Genomic DNA, 21,920 nt, shown 5'->3' with positions numbered 1-21,920 from the left:
TGTGTGGCCCGCAACGAGGCGCATCGGCGCAGACGTTTCGTTTTGCACGATATGCTGGCGCAGCAATTTTTAGAAAAATGGTTTTCCTGTAGCGGCGATGATCGAGACTTTTTCCCCGATCAAATTGTCATCTCAAACAACACTTTTTCGGCTGGCCGCAATTTTTCCGATCCTGGTGTTCGGAATTTTTTTGGGAACAATCCGGAGAGCGGGACGTGGTTCTTTCTGCTGCGGTACAAGTGGCAGAGAATCCCCCTGGTTGTTGTCTACCTTGAATACACTGATGACGCCCGTGAGGTTTTTGGCCTGGTCATCAAGTGCGGCCGCCGCTGCGGCTGCTTGCTCGACCAATGCTGCATTCTGCTGCGTCATTTCATCCATCTGGGTGATCGCCTGATTTACCTGCCCGATTCCTATGGTCTGTTCCTCGCTCGCCGCGGCAATTTCACCCATGATGTCGGTTACTCGCCTGACGCTGGAAACGATCTCTTCCATCGTTACCCCAGCCTGATCGACCAGGCGAGTACCAACGCCGACCTTTTCAACGGAGTCATCGATCAAGGCCTTGATCTCTTTTGCTGCATTGGCGGAACGCTGGGCCAGACTTCTTACTTCCGAGGCCACCACCGCAAAGCCTCGGCCTTGCTCTCCCGCTCTAGCCGCTTCAACCGCTGCGTTTAACGCGAGAATATTGGTCTGGAACGCAATGCCGTCGATCACCTCGATGATGTCGACAATCTTCAAGGCTGATTCATTGATCGATGCCATCGTGGCGATGACTTCTGAAACCACCGTTCCGCCCTTGGTTGCCACCGTAGAAGCAGATAGCGCCAACTGATTTGCTTCGTTCGCGTTGTCACTATTCTGCTTCACCGTGCTGGTCAGTTCTTCCATCGACGAAGCAGTTTCTTCCAGCGAACTCGCTTGTTGCTCCGTCCGTGAGGAAAGGTCCAGGTTACCTGTGGCTATTTCCGAGGAAGCAGAGCCGATCATCCCGGTCGCCGATCTGACGTTGTGAATGATGGTAGCCAGACTGGTATTCATGTTCTTCAGAGCCAGGAGAAGCTGCCCAATCTCGTTGTTGGAAGTAACATCAATTTCGCCCGTAAGATCTCCCTGGGCGACGCGGCGCGCAATTTCTATGGATTGGTTGAGCGGGACGGTGATACTGCGCACCAGGAGAATGCCGACCGCGATCGCAAGGAGCGCCGCCAGTACAATGACGATCGCCAAAGTATTTTCGGTTTGCGAAATATCTGCTTCTACTTTTACGCCGTTGCGTGCGGCGCGCTTCTCAAGCAAGTCCGTTAGCTTTGCCAAGACGCCGTCTCCGATCCTGTATGTTGGATTGATCGAACGGATGAGCACTGCTTGCGCGTCGTCCCATCGGTTTTCCCGAATCGCCAGCATGGATTTCCCAATCGCCTCGGTGCCTAGTCGTCCGCTCGCCGTGAACCATTCTTCGGCGAGCTTTTTTTCATCAGGCGAGGTGATATTGGCCATATACCGCGTCCATGCGGCGTTTATCTCGCCGGTGGTGTCCGACACTATTTTGGAATGAATATCCAGTGGATGATCATGCAACTTCGACCACTCCATCGTTGGATTGTGTTGCAGCGACTGCAATATCTGGCTGCGGTTGATTTCCATCCTGAAGCGGATGTTCTCCACCTGTCCGGCCGCTTTAACATCCTTAAGCGTAATGCTCTGGAGTTGAGCAGCGGTATTGCGAACACCGTAGAAGGCCAAACCGCCGATCATCGTCAGTAGCGCAATCAAAAAACCTAAGCCTAGAACTACTTGTGTCTTGATCTGCACATTTCTGAGCATGTGGATCTCCTGCGAATTTTTAAGAATCAAAACCAGCGTCGCCGATCACGGACGGCGCGAGCATCATTTGCACTAATCGGAAATTTTTAGGTTGAAGGGAAAAGCAGACATCGCGGTCGCAATCCTCCACTGAGGCGAACCGAAATGCCGAACGTATTTCCAGTTTTCAGCATGCCGTCAAGTAAAGATAGCTGTTAACTTTTACGGGACGGCATCAAGGCCAGACGCCATAAGGAGATGCTGAATTCCAACGTTTGGAAGCGGCGAAGGAGCTGTTGACTTTCCGGGATTTTTCACCTTTGTTCCATGACTGGAGCAGGGGGTGATTGATGCAGCAGGCGGAGCGGTTAAAGGATATTGAGCCATGCAAACAGACGCTCCATCATCCGAATGAATGGGATCGCGTTATCGCCAGAAGCGGTTCCGGGATAAGCTACGTTGTGTTGACAAACACGATCGAGATTGGGAAAGCGCCTAAGGTCATCAGCGCAAGCTCGATTTCGTCAACAAGGCGAAATGGAACAACGTCGCACTATTGCCAAACGCTCGGTTGAAGAAGTGAATCTGTAATCTACCCGACCTTTCTCAGAGTCTATTTGCTGCTGCCATGGCAAATCATCAATAGGCATACCGGTGCCATTGAACCACTATTGCCTCTAGTTGTCTTTCTGGATACGGCGGGTCACTGCGAAAGTGCTTGTCGTAAACTGCCACACCGGGTCCGACGCTTGAATTTCCGGCGAATGTGCCTCGCAGCAAGTCAATTTCAGTGCATATTGCGCAAAAGTTGAATGACACTTGCTTTATATACGAATCTGTTCGTTGGCAATCATGTAAAAGTTTGTTTGGTAAGCATCCCTAATGCCAACCTGCTTTGGAGGGTACTGCACTTGACCGGCCGGACGACGCCACTTTCACTGAAACAACCGGAACCGCCGCAATCCCGTAGCGAAACGCAAACGGATGGCAGGCTCGCGCTTGGTGATACGCCTGCACCGGATAAGACAGACGCATCGGGCGCTGATCAGAGGGATATTCACGAGACAGGTGCAAATTTGTCTCAACGAACTACGGAAACTTCGGGGGTTAACCCGGCATACGAACAGTTCCAGCGTGAATACGCAGAACGTTACGCGCAATATGAGCATCCGCTGCCGCGGCGCCGTCGCATGCCGAAATTTGCATATATGGCCGCAGTGTTTGTGGTTGGCGCTGCTGTCGGCGTCGGCAGTGCATGGTGGTTGAATCCTCATGCACAGACTGATAGAGCAGATGGGGTGCCGGGAATTTCCGCCGGCAAGCCTTCGTACTCCGCGCTTGCGGCCACAGCCGAGTCGTCCGTGGCGTCTCAAAGTAGCGGTGTACGCGGAATCAGCAGAAGTGAACTGCCTTACGATGGCGCCCCCCCGGACGCCGTCGCTGAGCCGGAGACGGCAGCCGCTTCATCGCCTGGAGCAAGGTCGTCGAGTAAAACCGCCGAAGACAGGGTAGTGCAAAATGCGATTACTCAAGCTGAACGCCAGCGCAGTCAGGACACAAAGCCCGAACTCCCCATGTCGCCATCGGCAAGACGTGCTCCTTCGCTCGCCGAGATGCCGAGTACCGCAAACATGGCAGAGCAGCACTCAAGGCCGTCGGCAAGAGTAGAGACGAGAGCGCATGCCGTCGTGCCGAAACGCCAGCCGGATTCAAAGATGGCAAAGGACTTGGAAATCGAACGGATTCGCCGCCAGGCCGACGAAGAACTAAAAAAAAAGACCGAAGCTAAGCGACGATTAGCCGAGGTAAGGGAACGCAAGAGCGCACCCACCCAGCGTGCTTCGTCTCAGGTATCTACTTCCGGCGGTATCCTCAAGACACGCAGCACCCAGATGATGCTTGCCCAATGTGAGCAAGCGTCAAACTTCTTTTTGCGCGAGCAATGCAAATGGAAGCTCTGCAATGGAATGTGGGGTAAGAATGGATGCCCCTCTTATAACAGGCCGGTTGGCAATAGCGCCTACTGATTCCTTCGAGCCCCCCTGGGCGCCTGCAATGCCGAGGTTGTTTCACATGGTCCGCGGGCGATTCCAATTCCGCTGCATTTCTGTCAAATCGGCTGTGTCTGTATCGTGCCCGGTGCCTCTTATTGCGCCTGTGCTTAAAAGCCTTTGATATTCAAAAGGACTGCCGGATCTTCCACTTCCATGGCGATTTTAGATTATCCATTTAATATTTTTCTCATAGGTACAACAATGTATTTACATACGTAAATACTAAGTAGCAATCTCCGCAGCTTTGTTCAAACATTGTTGAAATAAAAATTTGCCGTACGGGAATTCCGTTGTACTATGTTAGAACGCACTGTTAAAGGGATTTCTATGAAAACTGCAATTCGCAAGATGGGAAATTCGCAAGGGGTATTGATCCCCAAGCCGTTCTTGTTGCAGACCGGTCTTGATATCGGAGAAGTGGAAATCGACGTCGAAAACGACGCCATCATCATTCGCAAACCAAAGAAAAAATCCCGCGAAGGATGGGCGCAGGCATGTCAAAAAATTGCGGCCAGCAATGCAGAGCAGGCAATCGCATGGCCTTTGATTACCAATGAAGCGGACGCTGGCTTTTCATGGTGAAACGGGCAGAGGTGTGGCTGATTGATTTCGAGAAGCCGGTCGGAAGCGTCACACAGCAGCGATGGCCGTGCGTGGTGGTCTCTCCCGAAGAGATGGATGAGTACCTGAGCACGCTGATCGTGGCACCAATGAGCACGCACGATCTTCCGGCGCCGTTCCGGATACCTGTCTCGTTCATGGGAAAACAGGGATTGATCCTGCTGGATCAGATATGCACGCTGGAGAAGGCGCGTTTAATCAGGAAGCTGGGCGTGATCGGCGACGATACCATGGCCAAGGCTCTCGAAGTATTACAAGAAGTTTTCGCTTATTAAAGATAAGGACCGAACTCACATGGCCAACGACTACCTGTCCGAGATCCGCGACGTCAACCTCAGCTACCTGATGATCGCGCAGCAAATGATTCGTGACGATCGCGCCGAAGCTATTTTCCGGCTCGGTATAAGCGGCGAAATTGCAGACCTGATCGCCGGCATGAGCAATGCGCAGGTTCTGAAAATGGCAGGCTGCAACGTAATGCTGTCGCGCTTCAGGTTCAATGACACTGCCATCCTGTCGACGCTGCTGCGCGATAAGGCGGGCGCCACCGGTGCGCCGGTTCATGCGTCGATCATCATGGCGTCGCAGGCGCCGGAAGCCATGGTCTAATCATTGGAAAGACTGTCGGCGTGACCTACGATCAATGCGAAGCTGCCGCAATTGCACCTGTCTGCTCCCTTCGAGCGTCGGCGGGGAGCGTTTGCGTTCGCATGGCTCATGCCGATCTGTCGCGCGCTGCGACACGCATGATCACTGAATATGGAACGGCCTGAGATGCAGGCCCTCGATATTCTGGATAGCCCGCTCCAGTGGGAGACCGAAAGGCAGAACCGGATTCATCAAGATGCGATCGAGTTGCGCAGAAAGCAGGCGCGCATCGATGTTACACACAGGGAGATGCCGGCGGAGCACCAGCAACTGCCGGATCCTCATGCCAATGCAATGCGTGCTGTCCAGACGGCGCATCTCGCTTCGACCGATGCAGCCTCGTTGCGCGGCGAATGGGTGGACAAAGTATTCCGTATCCCACGAATGCGCTCTGCGCTGATCCCCCTTGATGATGCGAAGGAGGGCGCGGAATGGAGCAAGCCGTTTGCCCTTCGAAAAGCGGATATCGAGCCGCTAGCCTCTTTTTTTTCCGGCTACAAACAATCCCGCTTGTTCATGCCAGGCCTGGCGGAAAGTCATATCGATGAAGAAGATGGGCTCGCGGAGGCAAAACTTGATTTTGCGGTCCGCGCACTGCTGGATTTGAAGCAGGTCGGTGCCCGGGTCATTCTCGATCCGCCAGTGCAGATCGATGCGCAAATCGAATTCCATGATCTTGAAGAAGAGTTGCGTGATTGCCGCGACCATGTTCGCGCGCGCAGTCTTATCAAGGTAGCCCAGAGTGTGCATGAAAAGCAGCTTGCTCAAGCGGTGGGGCGAGGACTGGAGATGGGCAATGCACTTCATGACGCCTTGATGGGCGACGGTCACATCAACCTGATCCGCGCATGGGAGCGCCGCCATGGGCGCAAACCGACAGTGCAGGAGCTTCATCAGATGCTGACGACCGGGAAAGTAACTGCGAACCGGCGTTCAATTCCCGTTAGTACCGGCAAGGCGGCGCGCGCACCTGTCGATATCGTCCGCAAGGAAGCTCCTGTGCCTCCATGGGCTGAGGCGGCTGTACCATCGGTGAAGCCAAAGGAAAGCGTGTTGCAGTGTCCTGCGATCGACACGCCAGTAGTTGTTCAGGACGCCGTCGAACCCTCTCAGTCGAACGACGCTCCTACGCCAGTTGTTCCGAATCGTACTCGGCAAGTTTTGATGTATGTGCTGCATGCTGCTGCGAGCACTGCCGCCTTGATTGCCTACGCTTGGTACTTCTGATTCCGGGCGTTTATTTCTTATACCAATCCTGACCTGTAACGTGACGGACATTCACTTGCCGACCGGGTGGCTGGTATGCGGATCCGCGCCTGCCCCCATTGTCTGTGATCTGGTTGCAGCCGCGATGCGCAAGGATTAGTTGCGATGGGGGATTCTCGGGCACGCTGAGGATGCTGGATCGATCGTTTCCGTGAAGACTCGAAAGCACAGCCGTCAATGAAAAAAGCCCACGAAGAAATTCCTCGTGGGCTTTTTATTTTTTGGTAGGCCGTGCGGGATTCGAACCTGCGACCAACGGATTAAAAGTCCGCTGCTCTACCAGCTGAGCTAACGACCCGAAGACCAAGATTATAAAGAAGTTTTGACAGGTCTGTCAAATGCCTTGCGACAAACCTTCAGGAAATTCTTTCGTACTGCTTCCAACAACTTCATTGACTTGCTCATTGCCTTGCTTTGCCTGTAGCTTGCGGCTGCACATTAGTGACGCTGCAAGCTACAGGCAATGGATTACTTCAATGCCGTCAGGCGTTCCTTGGCGGTCTGTGCCGATGGTGACTCCGGATACTGTGCAACCAGTGTTTCCAGCGTCTTTCTCGCCGCAGGCTTGTCCTTAAGCTCCATTTGGCAGCTTGCGATATTCAGCAAGGCATCGGCCGCCTTGGGGCTGTCCGCATAGTTCTTTACGACGACCTGCTGTGCACTAATCGCGTTGCGATAGTCACGTTGTGCGTAGTAGGTATTGCCGAGCCAGTATTGCGCGGATGGCGCCAGTCCCGATTGCGGATAGCGACGCGTAAACTCGAAGAATGCAGCGCCAGCACTGCGATAGTCCCCCGCTTTGAAAGCGGCGAGGGCAGCATCATATGCGCGTTGTTCTGTTTGTTCTACGGTGACTTCCTTGCCATCGACCGTGACCTGCTGCGGTTCAAGCTTGCGAATCCTTGTATCAAGGTCGACGTAAAAGTCTTTTTGCCGTTTCTGCGCATTGGACAATTCATTGGTCAATACCTCGATCTGACCGCGCAAGCGTGATATTTCCTGCCTGAGCTGTTCGTTCTGGTTATTCAGATCGAGACTGTTCGTCTTGTCCGCCTTGGCATTGATCTCGCTCTGCATATTGGTCAGGCGATTGCGGATTTCGAGGATTGCCTTGCGCGCATCCTCGTCTTCGAACAATGCCGCCTGCGATTGCAGCGGTGCGAGCGAAAATGCGGCCATGACGGCCGCAGCAAGTGTAGATCGGATGGAGTTGTTCATGGATTATTGATAGGCCAGATCAGCGCGGCGGTTTTCTGTCCACGCGGCTTCGTCGCTGCCTGTAGCTTTCGGCTTTTCCTTGCCGAACGAGACAGCTTCCATTTGCGCGTCCGATACGCCGAGCAGCACCAGGGATTTGCGAACGGCTTCAGCACGTTTCTGGCCGAGTGCCAGGTTGTATTCGCGGCCGCCGCGGTCATCGGTGTTGCCTTGGATAACGATCTTACGAGCCTTGTTGGACACGAGGTATTTTGCATGTGCTTCGACGACCGGCTTGAATTCGTCCTTGACGATGTAGCTGTCATAGTCGAAATAAACACTGCGCTTGGCGAGAACGCCTTTCGGGTCGTTCAGCGGATCGGTCGAGCCGGTCGTCACGGGGCTGATGGAACGTGCATCGGCGGTATTGGGTGCCGTGCCAGAACGTTCTTCGACTTTGGCGTTGTCATCCAGCTTGACGGAGGAACCGCAAGCCGTCAGTGCCAAGGCGCTGGAAAGAATAAGGGCAAAAGTCGTGGTAGTGCGCATTCAAATTTCTCCTGAGTGAATATTGCTTCAAACCTATATTATTTCATGAATGGGCCCCAGGTGGGCTCCCTGATGTCCCCGGCTTGCGTGGTGAGGCGGTGCCGGACGCGTCCGTCAACCGACACGACCGCAAGCGAGCCGCGGCCGGTTGCATACATGATGTATTTGCCATTCGGGGAAAAGCTGGGCGACTCGTCCTTGGTCGAATCAGACAAGCGCAACTCCTGTCCATTTGTCAGATCAAGTGCATACAGCTGGAATCTTCCGTCACGACGCGAAATATACGCCAGCGTTTTGCCGTCTTGCGCGACGCGCGGGCTGATGTTGTAGCTGCCATTGAAAGTCACGCGCTGTGCTTCACCGCCATTGGCGCTCATCCGATAGACTTGCGGCCCGCCGCTGCGGTCGCTGGTGAAGTAAATGTATTGACCATCTGCCGAAAACTGCGGCTCGGTTTCGATGCCGTTGGAATTGGTCAGCTGGCGCAGGCCCGAGCCATCGGCATTCACGACATAGACTTGCGTATAGCCGCTGCGGGACAGCGCAAGGGCAAGACGGGATCCGTCAGGTGACCATGACGGCGCGGAGTTGTTGCCGCGATGGTTGGCGACCACGGTGCGCTGCCTGCTTGTCAGATCCTGCACATAGACAACAGGTTTTTTCGCCTCGAAAGAGACGTAGGCGACCTTTGTGCCGTCAGGCGACCATGAAGGCGAAATGATGGGTTCGTTGGAACGTAGCGCGACCTGCGTGCCCTCGCCGTCGGCGTCAGCCACTTCAAGACGGTATTCGTTGCCGGCTTTGGTGACATAGGCAACGCGGGTCGAGAAGGCACCGCGGACACCGAGAAGTTTTTCATAAATGTCATCGGCGATCTTGTGACCTGCAACACGCAGTCGGTCGGGTGCGGCAACCTGGCCGAAGCCTGAGAGGTTGGATGCCTTGACGGTATCCATCAGGCGGTAACGGATATCGTAACGGCCGTCGGCAAGGCGTTGTACGCTGCCGACGACCAGTGCATCCGCGCCTCTGGATTTCCATTCGCCATAGTTCACCGAAGTGGTCTCGGACATGGTGTTGCCCGTGTCAATGATCTTGAAATAGCCGCTGCGCGCGAGATCCGCCTTGATAATGGCGGTGATCTGTTGGGGCGCGATGGTTTCGTCGGCAAAGCCGGCGATCGCAACAGGGATCTGCGTGGCACCGACACCTGTGGTCTCGACGCGTAATTGTGCTTGTGCAAACGTCGCGGTAAAGCCGATCGCGAGGATCACAAACGTACGCGAGAAAAGATTTTTTATCATGATCGCTTACTGGTCTTTCGGTTTATGGTTACCTATGAACGTGGATGGCACGCTGCCGGATGAATCTTTCGGGAACGGTTGCGCACGCTCGATCGCACGCGCAACGGCATCGTCGAAGCCGGGAAGGCCGGAGGAGCGCAATTTGCGCATGCCCGCGACGGATCCATCAGGCAGCAGGCGCACTTCGTATTCTACCGGCGGGTTGCCTTGCAAGCCTTCCGGCACGATGAAGGTGATGTTCGATCGGATCTTCGCCGCGATACGCTGACTGTAAGCGCCATCGGCGCGTCCGCCCTGGGCCTTCGCAGCATCGCTGCTCCCGCCAGCGCCGGTAATGCGACGCATGTCCTCGTCGCGCATCTTCTGTGCGAGTTTGTTGTCCGCTTCGTCCTGCTGACGTTTTTTCTCAGCCGCAGCTTTCTTGATTGCCTCTGCCTTCTCTGCTTTTTCCTTTTCGAGGCGCTTGGCATCTTCCTGCTTCAGCTTGGCGACTTTCTCTTCTTCCTCGCGACGTTTCTTGTCCTTCGCGAGTTTTTCTTCCTCAAGCCGCTTCTTTTCCTTGGCAAGATTTTCTTTTTCTTCTTCCTCTTCCCGGCGTTTCTTTTCTTCCGCCTTGCGCTTCTTCTCCTGTTCAAGCGCGATATCCGGCTTGGCGACAGGCGGCTCGACCACCTTGGGTTTGGGCGGTTCTTGAACGACCGGCTTCGGTTCTGGCTTGGGCTCCGGTTTGGGTTCCGGTGTCGTTACCGGCTCTGGCACGGGAGCTGCTTCGCGCGGCTGCGGACTCCAGACTTCTGCCTCGATGGTGGTCGGCGTATCGCTTTGCCAACGTACTCCAATCCAGAGAAAGGCGAGCAATGCGGCATGCACCAGCGCTGCAAACGTTAGCGCGCGCCAGCGGCCCGGTTCCTTCGGTACCGAATACGGAGTGGAATCTGTCATCGCGTTCATTGCTTTGTCGCGAGCCCCACGCGGTTGATGCCCAATTTCTTGGCTTCGGAAATGACTTGAATTACTTCGTCGTACTTGATGTCCTTGTCCGCCGAAATCATCACCGGCAACTCGGGATTGGCTTCATGCATGGAGCGCAGTTTTTGCAGCAGCGCGCTGCGGCCGCCCACCTTGTCAGCCTGGTTGCCGCTCTTTTGACCATTGATGCCGATGGTTGCACTGGTGTCCGGTTTCAGCGAAATCTGGATGTACTCGGTCGGCGGTAATGCCGACTTGGCCGCTGTCGGCAGATTGATCACACCCGGATTGGTCAGCGGCGCTGCCACCATGAAAATGATGAGCAGCACCAGCATTACGTCGATATACGGTACGACGTTGATTTCGGATTTGAATTTGCGGCTGCGTCCGCCGCGCATCGTGCTATTGCCTGCCATTAGCGAACCTGACGCTGCAAGATGTTGGAAAACTCTTCAATGAAGCTTTCGAAGCGAATCGCAAGGCGATCGATGTCGTGCGAGTAGCGATTGTACGCAACCACTGCAGGGATCGCTGCGAACAGGCCGATCGCTGTGGCGATCAACGCTTCGGCAATGCCCGGTGCGACCGATGCAAGAGTGGCTTGCTGTACGTTTGCCAAGCCGCGGAATGCATTCATGATGCCCCATACGGTACCGAACAAGCCGACGTAGGGCGAGACTGAACCGACTGATGCCAGAAACGCAAGATGTGATTCGAGGGCATCCATTTCGCGTTGATAGGCAGCGCGCATCGCGCGGCGTGCGCCATCGATCATGCTGCCCGGATCGACCTGACCCTTGCCGGCGAAGATCGCTTTGCCTTTGATGAATTCACCCATGCCGGATTCAAAAATGCGTTCAAGCGCGCCGCTATTGCCGTTCCGGCGGCGGTTCGACGTTGCTTCTTCGAACAAGGCATTGAGATTGCCGCCCGACCAGAAGGCGCGCTCGAATTCCTCGGTCTGCGTCTGCGCACTTTTGATGGCAAACATTTTGCGAAAGATATATGTCCAGCTCATGATTGACACAAGCAGGAGCAGGGCCATGACCAACTGGACAAGCAGGGATGCGTTACTGATCAGCGAGATAAACGAAAGGTCTTGTGTGACGCTCATTGGATGTTTTAACGTAATTGCAAATTCTATTCACGCAACCGTATCTCTCCCGCCAGGGCGGAAACGATGTCGTCTCGTGGGATTTTATGCCGTGCCGCTCTTGCTTTTGTGGATACGGTCCAGCACTTCGTTCGGGATAGCCATGGGCCTGAAGCTTGCGGTATGCACGCAGCCGACCCGGATTCTTCCGCTCGTCAACAGCATGCTTTCCTTTCCCTTTGTTCGCCAAGCCTCTTGTACAAACTCTACCGAGGCGCGGCCTAGCCGTTCGACAACGACCGTGAGTTTCAGTTCATCATCTAATTTCGCCGGAGCATGATAATCGACAGAAGTGCTCTTGACGACAAACATCGCCTGATGCGTTTCCGATAAGAGTTGTTGCCCGATTCCACAGTGACGAAGCCATTCGGTACGTGCGCGCTCAAAAAATTTCAGATAATTTGCATAGAAGACAACCCCGCCTGTATCGGTATCTTCATAGTAAACCCGAATCGGCCAGACGAACTCCGGCTGGCTTTTATCCATGACACCGCCATCCCTCAACGCGCCGCAATGATTTTGCTGCAATACGGAGCATTACAGATTTCGCTTGATATTCAAGGTGCCAAAGCCTTGGCAGGTTGGCATCATCTCGAGATAGTTGACGTTGACATGCGCCGGCAGTGTGGCGATCCAGTAAGCGGATTCGGCGATATCACTTGGGGTTAGCGGAACGGTGCCTTCATAGACCTTGGCTGCGGCGTCATCGTTTTTCAGGCGTACATTCGAGAATTCCGTGCCGCCGCACAGGCCGGGGGCGATATTGGTGGCGCGTACGCCGGTACCGATCAGGTCGGCCCGCAGGTTGAGCGTGAAATGATCGACAAATGCCTTGGTCGCGCCATAGACATTGCCCCCGGGGTAAGGAATGGCGCCTGCCAGCGAGCCGATATTGATGATGGTTCCGCAACCGCGCGCCACCATGCCGGGCAAGACTACATGGGTCATCGTGACCAATCCCTTGCAATTGGTATCGATCATGGTTTCCCACTCTTCCAGCGAAGCCTTGTGCGCGGGTTCAACGCCCAATGCAAGGCCGGCATTGTTGATCAGGACATCGATGTCGGCCCATTCGGACGGTAGTGCATCGATTGCCGCCATGATCGATGCCTTGTTGCTCACATCCATTTCGACCGGCAGCAGCGAGGCGCCGAGTTCGGCCGCAAGCTTGTCGAGGCGTTCCTTGCGGCGACCGGTCGCGATGACTTTGTGGCCATTTTGTGCAAACTTGCGCGCCATTTCTTCGCCAAAGCCGGATGTTGCGCCAGTAATCAATACGATCATGGTCGTTTCCTTTCATGCATAAACGATGCGTTCGCAAAATTGTAGCCGAAAGGCAGGGTAACCATTTCAATTCGTCAAAAATCGTTTGCCGCTCATCCTTGCCGAATTCTAGGGGCTGACTTACAATTTAGCTCCATTTCGTCTCACGTAACTGGCGAATGCCGGCAGCAGCGATTCATCGCGGCCCGGCTAAAAGGTGGAAATCCACCGGGGAACGTGAGATATCAATAGCCGTTCAATAGCCGTTCGCCTGGGCAGCCCAAATGGAATGCACGACTGAGGCTGCCTGTCCTTTTCCTATTGGCCCCTCATTCGATTTCGGCAAAACCACTTTGCTTCCTTAATCGATTGGAGTTTTCATGTTCACAAAAGACCATACCATTGCCAAAGTCGACCCCGAACTTTGGTCCGCCATTCAGCAGGAAAACACGCGTCAGCAGGATCATATCGAACTGATCGCGTCCGAAAACTACACCTCGCCTGCCGTCATGGAAGCGCAGGGTTCCCAGCTGACCAACAAGTATGCGGAAGGCTACCCAGGCAAGCGCTACTACGGCGGTTGCGAATTCGTTGACGTCGCCGAAACCCTGGCGATCAATCGCCTGAAAGAATTGTTCGGCGCCGAAGCCGCGAACGTGCAGCCGAATTCCGGTTCGCAAGCCAATCAGGGCGTTTTCTTCGCGATGCTCAAGCCCGGCGATACCATCATGGGCATGTCGCTCGCCGAAGGCGGTCACCTGACACATGGCATGGCGCTCAACATGTCGGGTAAATGGTTCAACGTCGTTTCCTATGGTCTCAATGACAAGGAAGAAATCGACTATGACGCAATGGAGCGTCTGGCACGTGAAAAGAAGCCGAAGATGATTATCGCGGGCGCTTCCGCGTATGCGCTTCGCATCGACTTCGAACGTTTTGCAAAGATCGCCAAGGAAGTCGGCGCCTATTTCATGGTCGACATGGCCCACTATGCGGGCCTGATCGCTGCCGGCGTGTATCCGAATCCGGTTCCGCATGCCGACTTTGTCACTTCGACTACACACAAATCGCTGCGCGGTCCGCGCGGTGGCGTGATCCTGATGAAAGCCGAGCACGAGAAAGCCATCAATTCGGCAATCTTCCCCGGCATTCAAGGCGGTCCGCTAATGCATGTCATCGCCGGCAAGGCCGTCGCATTCAAGGAAGCATTGTCGCCCGAGTTCAAGTCTTATCAGCAGCAGGTAGTCAAGAACGCGGACGCACTGGCCAAGGCCCTGATCGCGCGTGGCTTGCGCATCGTATCCGGCCGTACCGAATCGCACGTGATGCTGGTCGATCTGCGCGCGAAGAAAATCACCGGCAAGGAAGCGGAAGCAATCCTTGGTTCGGCGCACATCACTTGCAACAAGAACGCCATTCCGAACGATCCCGAAAAACCATTCGTTACCTCGGGCATCCGTCTCGGCAGCCCGGCGATGACGACCCGCGGTTTCAAGGAAGCGGAAGCGATCAAGGTCGGCAACCTGATCGCCGACGTGCTCGACAATCCGCACGATGCGGCAACGATCGAGCGGGTGAAAGCGGAAGTGCGCAAGCTGACCGAAGCTTTCCCGGTCTACGGCTAAGCAAAGTAATACGAACGAGGACCGGTTTGCCGCCGGCATGGTCAGCGCTTCAAGGTGATGACCATACCTGGCGGCGTAACCCAGCTCTCGGATCAAATGACAATGCGGAAGCAGGTTCGTGCAAATACCTGTTTCCGCATTGATAATTGCTGAGTTGATAATGCTTGTGTGCGATACTAAGGACCTCTCCTAACTCGCACGCCTATCCACAGCCGCCATGAAATGCCCCTTCTGCCATCATGAAGATACTCAGGTAATCGACACGCGCGTGTCCGAAGAAGGGGATACCATTCGGCGCAGGCGTCGCTGCGCCCATTGCGATAAACGCTTCACGACTTATGAACGCATCGAGTTGCTGATGCCGGTCATCGTCAAGAAAAATGGCAGTCGCACCGATTTCGACGCGGCCAAACTGCGCGCCAGTCTCATGCTGGCCTTACGCAAGCGGCCGGTGTCCGCGGAAGCAGTGGATGCCGCGATACATCGTATCGAAGAAAAACTGCTTTCCAGCGGCGTGCGCGAAGTCTTGTCCGGCCATATCGGCGAACTCGTCATGCGCGAACTCAAACGACTCGACAAGATTGCCTATATACGCTTTGCCTCTGTCTACAAGAGCTTTGAAGACGTGGCCGAGTTCCAGGACGCAATCGCTGAAGTCGGGCGCGAACGCAAAACTCCTTCCAAATAATCTCGTTTAAAACGCACATCGCTATTTCATTTCACGCGTCAAAAAAGTTGCATAAAAAATAATTAACAAATATATAATATTGTTTTATTGTATCTTTTGTGGGCAAAGAAATGGCTTGCGACGTGGTTAAGCAACACACTTCGGGTTTTTCACTTGTCGAGGTGCTGGTTGCGGTATTTATCCTTGCCATCGGCGTTATTGGCGCAGCAGGAATGCAGCTGACCGCGATGCGGACTAACCACCAGTCCGGGCTGCAAACCATGGCGGTCCAACTGGCGGCCGAGCTTGCCGACAAGATGCGTGCGAACGACGGCCAGATGAAGAAGAGCGATACCGACAATCCTTTCGTTGGTCTCAGCTATCAGCGTTCCATCGATGGCATGCCGCAGTCTCCGTCCAAGCTTTGCTACTCCGTGAGCTGCAATAGCCGCGAGCTGGCCGACTTTGATGTCTACGAATGGAAGAGGCGTATTGCTTCAACGCTGCCGGATGTACGCGCGCTGGTGTGCCGCGACTCCCAGCCTTGGGATGATGCTGCACGCGCCCTGTCATGGAATTGCCAGCCGGGTGCGGAGACGGGCACCTCATTGGTCATCAAGCTGGGATGGCAGGCAAAAAATTCCGACGGTAGCCTTGTGAAGGACGCCGCCAAACAATTTCCGCCCAGCGTCGCCTTTACTGTCGAGCCCTACGTGCAATGAATATCGACATGTTGAGGGAAAGCGCGTCGATATCCCGGTCATTGGTGCGCGAAAACGGCCTTACCCTGATTGAGCTGATGATTTCAATCGCCCTGGGGTTGTTGGTCGTGATGGCGGCGACGGCGTTGCTGTTGTCTACCAAGTCCGGTTATCTGGCCCAGGACGATGAAGCGCGAATGGACGATACCGGACGCTATGCCATGGAAATTCTTACCCGCGCCATACGGCAGGCAGCTTACGTGAATTGGGACAGACAAGAGGCGCCTGCCATAGTGAAGCCGGAAATGAACCCAAGCATCGAGGGGCTGGATGCGCACCGTTTGAAAAGCGATGCTCCATGGATGGCATCGCCGGTCGCTGCGCCGGTCAATGGAAGCGATGTGTTGTCGGTCCAGTTTTTCGGAGCGCCTGAAGGTACTGTAGTTAACTGCGCCGGCTTTCCGGTCGCCGACCAACAGCGTAGCGGCAGTCTTTTCTACGTGGCGGAGGATTCGCTTGGCGAACCCCAGCTGTATTGCAAGTATTTGGGAAATTCAAGCTGGAAGGCAGACGCCATTGTGCGCGGGGTCGAAGGTTTTCAAGTTCTGTATGGGGTCGATACGGATGACGACGGCCTCCCCAATCAAATGGTCAGCGCCACCGGGGTTAACGCACTTGATGCGACAACCATACCGCAGGGCGTCAGCATAGCGGTGGGAAATGCAAAGACCCACTGGAAAAAAATAGCCACCGTACAGATCGCGGTGCTTGTGCGCGGCACGAATAATACCCGCATCCCTGCGAGTACCGATGACCTGATTTTTGACATGTTCGGCAAGGAGTACTCCGACATGCATGCATCCGCAGACAAAGGCGTGCGTCTGACGGAAACGAATTTTTCGAAAGCTACCCGCAATCGGCAGCGCAGGATGTACGCAACCACAGTGCATCTTCGCAATCAGGCATCAGGGAGCGGCGATTGAATATGTCGTCCCTGCACGTCGGTTCACGCATGAATACTCGTATTGCCGTCGCAAACCGCACAAAAGAGACAGGCGTCTCCCTGATCGTGTCGCTGCTCATGCTGATTGTGGTTTCGTTGCTGGGTATTTCGGCTGCGCGGATAGCACTGCAGGGCGAGAAAGTATCGCGCAATGATCGTGACCGCCAGATCGCTTTGCAGGCAGCCGAAGCTGCGTTGATGGATGCCGAGCTCGACATAGAAGGCTCGCCCGATGCGGCCAAATCGCGCAGTGCCTTGTTTGCATCGGACAACATGCTCGCGTTTCCGGCAACCGGTTGCAAGGCAGGGGTCGCCAATATCGATGTCGGTCTGTGCAGCGCCGCGGCGGAGGGTAGTGCTCCGGTATGGCAAACCGTCGACTTTCTGGATGCGTCGGAAAATGCCAGCTCGGTTCCCTATGGCCGCTTTACCGGCTACAGCTTCCCGGCCGGCATGGGGACGCTTCCGGCACGTCAGCCACGCTATGTCATAGAACCAATGATGTTTGCCTACAAAGGCTACGCCGCCGAGAAGCCCGAAGTGTTTTACCGAATTACGGCGATCGGGTTCGGCATGCGGGATTCGACGCAAGTGGTATTGCAAACGTTTTACAAGAAAGCTGACAAATAGATGAGGAACGCAATTGTTGTACCGATATACCTCGCCGCATTTCTGTCGTCATTCGGTTTGTTCATCTCTGCTACGGCGGTTGCGGCAAATGCACCCAATCCCTTAGTGAACATCGCCGCCGGACCGCTATTCAGCGGTCGTGCAAATCTGCACCCCAATTTGCTGTTGAGCCTCTCGGTTGAGTTTCCTACCGTGGGCGTTGCTTATCGAGGCGATGGTGGCACCTATAACCGCACTTATGAATACCTCGGATACTTCAATCCGAAAAAATGTTATCGCTACAAAGGCAGCAACCGCAATCCCGGCAATGACACGAATCTCTTTTACGACGACCTTTACTTCGTCATCGACACCAATGCCGATTCAATTCACGAATGCGGGAATGGCACATTCAGTGGCAATTTCATGAACTGGGCGTCATCCTCGGCAATCGACATGGTGCGCTATGCGCTGACGGGCGGCGACCGCATTCGTGACACCGATACGGAAACCATATTGCAACGTGCGGTATTGCGGGATGGCGCCGAGCCTAATTTTTATGCGCATAACACTTACTTTCCGCGCAGGACGGTCACTGTCGGTGGCAACGTCAGTGCACCGAAAATGGTGACCCCCTTCGATGTGACTACACTCTATGTCGTTTCCTGCCGCAATCGCATTCTTTTCAGTGATACCAGCGCCGGCACGGTTGTTGGCAACGATGCGAGCCAGTATTGCACATCGACGTGGGATGGAATTGGCAAGGCACCGAAGAATGCGACAGACAAGAAATTGGGCGACTACCTTGTCCGGGTCAAGGTTTGCGATGAGGTCGAAGGACCACAGAGAAAAGAGCTATGCCAACAATACGGAAACGTATACAAGCCGGTCGGCCAGATTCAGCGAAATGCTGACAAGCTGCGCGTTGGTGCCATGGGTTATCTGCTCGATGACGACGTGCAGCGTTATGGCGGCGTCCTGCGTGCGCCGATCAAATACGTCGGCACGACCCGTCGAGAAGCGCCGGACTTCCTGGTGAAAGAAAATGACTGGCGCGAGTGGGATGCGAATTCGGGCCGGTTCTACAACAATCCCGACATGCCGTCTGATCGCGACGGCAAGACCAATAGCGGCGTTCTCAACTATCTCAACAAATTCGGCCGTTCAGGAAACTACAAGCGATACGATCCGCTAAGCGAACTGTATTACGAAGGAATCCGCTATTTTCAAGGTAAGGGGCCGACATCGAACGCCGTCAGCAATATCACCGGCACCATGAAAGATGACTTTCCGGTCATCGATAAATGGCAGGATCCCGTAATAGCATCATGTCAGCGAAACTACATCCTCAGCATCGCTGACGTGAACACGCATTGGGACCGCTACATACCCGGGAATACACGTACCAAGTATGGATCCTCACAGACCGAAAACGACGCGCATGACGCTGCGCGCACCATCGAGTCTGCCGATGAAGCCGCGCCGGCACTGAATGTTGTCGACTGGACGCGCAAAGTCGGCGAGATGGAGAGCGACACTTCTGGCAAGTATGGAAACCCTGCAAAGAATGACAATCTCTCCAGCCTTGAAGCGAAGGATACTGGCGCTTCCGGGCATGGCACTTACTATATGGCCGGCTTGGCCTATTGGGCAAATACGAACGATATTCGCGTCGATAAACCGACCCGCGTGAAAACCTTCGCCATCGACGTGGATGAAGGCGGCAATGGCCTTGTCGATGGCAGTAAACGTGCCTTGAAACCGCGCGATAGCCAGCTTTACCTTGCGGCGAAATATGGCGGCTTCGACCCCCAGACCAAGGACAATAATCCATTTGTGAGCCTGACGGCGGACGGGGAAACGCTTAGCGGAAGCTATGCGCCATGGAGCAATGGCAAGGATGCGACCGCCGTTCCCCGCAACTATTTCCTGGCCGGCCAGCCGAAGGAAATGATCAGTGCCATCGGCAAGGTGTTTTCCACATTGTCCGAAGGAGGAGGAACGATTTCCGGCGTTTCGGTATCCACCTCCAGGATATCGACCGACGGTGCTCACGTGTATCAGCCCGGCTTCGATTCATCGACATGGAGTGGCAGCCTCAGAAAGCTGAAACTGACGCTGGGCGCCAACGATGAAATCAACATCGGCAAGTCGGCGGAATGGGATGCCGGAGAAATTCTGACCGGTATTGTGGCCAAGGGCGCGGAGCCGATCCCGGCCAAGCGACGAATATATACCTCATCCGTTTCGTCCGGCGGTATTGAAAACATCGAGTTCAAGTGGGATCAGTTGACCGAAGCGCAAAAAGCCTGGCTTGACGTTTCGCCGGTAAGCACGCAGGCCGATGGGCGGGGAGTCGATCGCGTCGGTTACCTGCGCGGGGAACGAGCACTCGAAGCCGATCAGCCCGAGGGATTTTTCGCGTGCGAAAGCGTGTATTGGGCGACATCATCAATGGCAATCCTGTCTTTGTTGGCGCACCGTCGACCAGCGTGCAAGGCAGTGGATACGAAACCTTCTACAGCAAGCATGCCGGTCGTGCCAAGGCAGTGTATGTCGGCGCCAATGACGGCATGCTGCATGCGTTTGATGCGACGAGCGGCCTGGAAATGTTTGCCTATGTTCCCAATGCGTTGATTCCTGGCTTGAATCGCCTTACCTCCCCGAATACCGGCATCAGCCATATATGGATGGCACGGTAACCGTGGCCGAAGCCCATGCTGTAGGTGGATGGAAAACAGTCCTTCTTGCGAGCATGGGCGGCGGGGCACAGGGTGTGTTCGCGCTGGACGTGAGCGACCCCGCATCATTTGCCGGAGGCGGTCGGGCACTGTTCGAGTTTGGCGATGCCGACGATCCCGATATGGGTTACGTCATTGGTACGCCGGCTATTGCGAAATTTCGTGCCTACGCGAAAGAAGGCGCTCCCGATTACAGGTACTTCGCCGTTGTCTCCAGCGGCATGAACAATTACAAGAATGATGGCGCAGGCCGTTTCAATCAGGATGCGTCGGGCGCATTATTCCTCCTTTCATTGGACAAGCCGCCATCGGCCAAATGGCAACTCGGCGTCAATTACTATAAATACCGTACTCCCTCCAAGGACGCGGGCGTGCAAAACGGACTGAGTGCACCCGCGCTTGTCACGGGCGCCGATGGCGCGGTGCGCTACGCGTATGCAGGCGACATGCAGGGCAACCTTTGGCGCTTCGATTTCACTGGGGCCGCTCCCTGGAACGATGCGCTTGCCGGCACCACACCGCTCTTTATGGCGACGGATGACAAGGGCAAGCGCCAGCCCTTGACCACGCAACCGCGTGTTGCCTTCGCGCCGGGTGGGGGCTATGTCGTGCTCATTGGTACCGGCAAGTTTATTGAAGAGGATGATGCCGCCAAAGGGAAGTTTTCAACCCAGTCTTTCTATGGCGTGCTCGATGCCATGAAAAGCGATTATGCAGCCAGCGGCCGCGCCGATCTTGCCTCGCGTTCGCTCGAAAAAGTAAACGGTGCATTCAAAATAACAGGTGCCGAGCTTAGCTACGACGCAAATATCACCGGTGCAAAAGGATGGTATTTCGATTTTCCCGATTCGGCGACAGGGGAACGCAGCGTCACAAACCCGATGCTGATCAACGGCCTGTTGTTCTTCAATACCCTGATCCCGGGTTCCGACCCTTGCGACGCCGGTGGCGGACGAAGCTATGTGGTCGACACATTAAGCGGCATGCCGGCGAATGGCGGTGTCACAGGCCACTTGTCGGCCGTCGGCATGCTGAGTGCGCCAGTGCCTTTTGAAACTGGGACTGAAGTCGGCGAACGCAATGCAATTGGAAGGCGTGCGGTCAAGAAAAAGTACTCCGTCGTCAATTTCGGGACCGGTGCCAAAACGGCGTCTGGCACCGGTGTAGCGGCTGGAGGCGCGGCAGTTGGCGAAAAGATTGAAATCAAACCGCCGGCAGGACGGTTCAGCTGGAGAGAAATTCCTAATTGGCAGGAGCTGCGAAATGCAAAAACAAGCAAATAGCATTGCGGACCCGGCATTGCGAATAAGAGGATTTACGTTGCTGGAACTGATGGTGGTTGTCGTCATTGTCGGCATACTGGCGGGCATTGCGTTTCCTTCGTATCAGGAATCCATACGCCGGACCAAACGGACGGAAGGGAAGAGTGCCCTGATGGAAACATTGCAGCAACAGGAGCGTTACTACTCCCAGCACAATACCTATGCCGCGTTTTCGTCGTCTTCGCCCGACAAGCTATTCAAATGGTATTCGGGCGGCAGTCCGTCAAACAGCGCTTATGAACTTTCCGCGACTGCCTGCAGCGATGACACGGTAGCCAATTGCGTTGTCGTGACGGCAAAACCCGGAACCGCTCTGGTGGATAGTCAGTTTTCCGATCCGGCATGCGGAGAACTCGGCATGTCGAGCAACGGAAAGCGGACGCCCATCAAAGCGGAATGCTGGAAATAAAGGTACATCC

At 54.9% G+C, this 21,920-nt stretch carries 22 protein-coding genes, 1 tRNA gene and 1 riboswitch; of the genes, 13 read left to right on the top strand and 10 right to left on the bottom strand.

Annotated features, from left to right (window positions below; all coding sequences use genetic code 11):
- Positions 1 to 132 precede the first annotated feature (132 nt).
- Entirely contained in the window at positions 133 to 1,830 is a 1,698-nt protein-coding gene (locus tag D3871_RS31320; RefSeq protein WP_119768900.1) for a methyl-accepting chemotaxis protein, read from the bottom strand.
- 791 nt (positions 1,831 to 2,621) lie between these two features.
- Between D3871_RS31320 and D3871_RS10855 the strand changes: the two genes are divergently transcribed.
- The 5 genes from D3871_RS10855 to D3871_RS10835 all read left to right on the top strand — a co-directional run bounded on the left by D3871_RS10855 (position 2,622) and on the right by D3871_RS10835 (position 6,359).
- Positions 2,622 to 3,836 (top strand): flagellar biosynthesis protein FlhF, encoded by a 1,215-nt coding sequence (locus D3871_RS10855; RefSeq protein WP_147376774.1) that lies wholly within the window; start codon positions 2,622 to 2,624, stop codon positions 3,834 to 3,836.
- A gap of 354 nt (positions 3,837 to 4,190) precedes the next feature.
- On the top strand, positions 4,191 to 4,445 hold the full coding sequence (locus D3871_RS10850) for an AbrB/MazE/SpoVT family DNA-binding domain-containing protein (protein ID WP_119768898.1): 255 nt from the start codon (positions 4,191 to 4,193) through the stop codon (positions 4,443 to 4,445).
- Positions 4,439 to 4,759 (top strand): type II toxin-antitoxin system PemK/MazF family toxin, encoded by a 321-nt coding sequence (locus D3871_RS10845; RefSeq protein WP_119768897.1) that lies wholly within the window; start codon positions 4,439 to 4,441, stop codon positions 4,757 to 4,759. The genes D3871_RS10850 and D3871_RS10845 overlap by 7 nt, the downstream gene beginning before the upstream one ends.
- A gap of 19 nt (positions 4,760 to 4,778) precedes the next feature.
- A complete protein-coding gene (flhD, locus tag D3871_RS10840) occupies positions 4,779 to 5,093 on the top strand; it encodes a flagellar transcriptional regulator FlhD (protein ID WP_119768896.1) in 315 nt (104 codons plus the stop codon).
- A gap of 150 nt (positions 5,094 to 5,243) precedes the next feature.
- Positions 5,244 to 6,359, top strand: coding sequence for a hypothetical protein (locus tag D3871_RS10835; RefSeq protein WP_147376773.1), 1,116 nt, complete (start codon positions 5,244 to 5,246; stop codon positions 6,357 to 6,359).
- 261 nt (positions 6,360 to 6,620) lie between these two features.
- Here the strand turns inward: D3871_RS10835 and D3871_RS10830 are convergent.
- From D3871_RS10830 to D3871_RS10790, 9 genes are all read right to left on the bottom strand, one after another.
- Positions 6,621 to 6,696, bottom strand: a tRNA-Lys gene (locus tag D3871_RS10830).
- Between the two features lie 170 nt (positions 6,697 to 6,866).
- Positions 6,867 to 7,616, bottom strand: a complete 750-nt coding sequence (gene ybgF / locus D3871_RS10825; RefSeq protein WP_119768894.1) for a tol-pal system protein YbgF — start codon at positions 7,614 to 7,616, stop codon at positions 6,867 to 6,869.
- Positions 7,617 to 7,619: 3 nt separating this feature from the next.
- The gene (pal, locus tag D3871_RS10820; RefSeq protein WP_119768893.1) at positions 7,620 to 8,144 is read right to left on the bottom strand and encodes a peptidoglycan-associated lipoprotein Pal; all 525 of its coding nucleotides are present in this window, start codon (positions 8,142 to 8,144) and stop codon (positions 7,620 to 7,622) included.
- Positions 8,145 to 8,182: 38 nt separating this feature from the next.
- Complete coding sequence (gene tolB, locus D3871_RS10815) at positions 8,183 to 9,448, bottom strand: Tol-Pal system beta propeller repeat protein TolB (protein ID WP_119768892.1); 1,266 nt, start codon at positions 9,446 to 9,448, stop codon at positions 8,183 to 8,185.
- Between the two features lie 6 nt (positions 9,449 to 9,454).
- A complete protein-coding gene (gene tolA, locus D3871_RS10810; RefSeq protein ID WP_119770024.1) occupies positions 9,455 to 10,390 on the bottom strand; it encodes a cell envelope integrity protein TolA in 936 nt (311 codons plus the stop codon).
- A gap of 5 nt (positions 10,391 to 10,395) precedes the next feature.
- Positions 10,396 to 10,833, bottom strand: a complete 438-nt coding sequence (locus D3871_RS10805) for an ExbD/TolR family protein (protein ID WP_119768891.1) — start codon at positions 10,831 to 10,833, stop codon at positions 10,396 to 10,398.
- Complete coding sequence (gene tolQ, locus D3871_RS10800) at positions 10,833 to 11,531, bottom strand: protein TolQ (protein ID WP_119768890.1); 699 nt, start codon at positions 11,529 to 11,531, stop codon at positions 10,833 to 10,835. The genes D3871_RS10805 and tolQ overlap by 1 nt, the downstream gene beginning before the upstream one ends.
- 84 nt (positions 11,532 to 11,615) lie before the next feature.
- Complete coding sequence (gene ybgC / locus D3871_RS10795) at positions 11,616 to 12,056, bottom strand: tol-pal system-associated acyl-CoA thioesterase (protein ID WP_119768889.1); 441 nt, start codon at positions 12,054 to 12,056, stop codon at positions 11,616 to 11,618.
- A 51-nt stretch (positions 12,057 to 12,107) separates the two neighbouring features.
- Positions 12,108 to 12,854, bottom strand: coding sequence for an SDR family NAD(P)-dependent oxidoreductase (locus tag D3871_RS10790; RefSeq protein ID WP_119768888.1), 747 nt, complete (start codon positions 12,852 to 12,854; stop codon positions 12,108 to 12,110).
- A 137-nt stretch (positions 12,855 to 12,991) separates the two neighbouring features.
- Positions 12,992 to 13,117: riboswitch (ZMP/ZTP riboswitch) on the top strand.
- Positions 13,118 to 13,213: 96 nt separating this feature from the next.
- On the opposite strand from D3871_RS10790, the gene glyA reads away from it, so the two are divergent.
- The 8 genes from glyA to D3871_RS31310 all read left to right on the top strand — a co-directional run bounded on the left by glyA (position 13,214) and on the right by D3871_RS31310 (position 21,910).
- Positions 13,214 to 14,458, top strand: coding sequence for a serine hydroxymethyltransferase (gene glyA, locus D3871_RS10785; RefSeq protein WP_119768887.1), 1,245 nt, complete (start codon positions 13,214 to 13,216; stop codon positions 14,456 to 14,458).
- 217 nt (positions 14,459 to 14,675) lie between these two features.
- Positions 14,676 to 15,146 (top strand): transcriptional regulator NrdR, encoded by a 471-nt coding sequence (nrdR, locus tag D3871_RS10780; protein ID WP_119768886.1) that lies wholly within the window; start codon positions 14,676 to 14,678, stop codon positions 15,144 to 15,146.
- Between the two features lie 122 nt (positions 15,147 to 15,268).
- A complete protein-coding gene (pilV, locus tag D3871_RS10775; RefSeq protein ID WP_158597908.1) occupies positions 15,269 to 15,847 on the top strand; it encodes a type IV pilus modification protein PilV in 579 nt (192 codons plus the stop codon).
- Positions 15,844 to 16,809 (top strand): PilW family protein, encoded by a 966-nt coding sequence (locus D3871_RS10770; protein WP_233575577.1) that lies wholly within the window; start codon positions 15,844 to 15,846, stop codon positions 16,807 to 16,809. The genes pilV and D3871_RS10770 overlap by 4 nt, the downstream gene beginning before the upstream one ends.
- A gap of 29 nt (positions 16,810 to 16,838) precedes the next feature.
- On the top strand, positions 16,839 to 17,459 hold the full coding sequence (locus D3871_RS10765; RefSeq protein WP_119770023.1) for a pilus assembly PilX family protein: 621 nt from the start codon (positions 16,839 to 16,841) through the stop codon (positions 17,457 to 17,459).
- Between the two features lie 2,402 nt (positions 17,460 to 19,861).
- Positions 19,862 to 20,140: a PilC/PilY family type IV pilus protein gene (locus tag D3871_RS31640; protein ID WP_420799639.1), complete on the top strand. Its 279-nt coding sequence runs from the start codon at positions 19,862 to 19,864 to the stop codon at positions 20,138 to 20,140.
- A complete protein-coding gene (locus D3871_RS10755) occupies positions 20,125 to 21,462 on the top strand; it encodes a pilus assembly protein (protein WP_119768882.1) in 1,338 nt (445 codons plus the stop codon). Before D3871_RS31640 ends, D3871_RS10755 begins: the two co-directional genes overlap by 16 nt.
- Positions 21,443 to 21,910 carry a type IV pilin protein gene (locus D3871_RS31310; RefSeq protein ID WP_119768881.1) on the top strand — a complete coding sequence of 156 codons (468 nt, stop codon included), beginning with the start codon at positions 21,443 to 21,445 and terminating at the stop codon, positions 21,908 to 21,910. Before D3871_RS10755 ends, D3871_RS31310 begins: the two co-directional genes overlap by 20 nt.
- The last annotated feature ends 10 nt before the right edge of the window (positions 21,911 to 21,920 follow it).

Source organism: Noviherbaspirillum saxi, from assembly GCF_003591035.1.
In the GTDB taxonomy this organism is placed as follows: Bacteria; Pseudomonadota; Gammaproteobacteria; order Burkholderiales; family Burkholderiaceae_D; genus Noviherbaspirillum; species Noviherbaspirillum saxi.
Note: the sequence above shows the minus strand (reverse complement) of the source record. Positions and strands in the feature narration are given on the sequence as shown.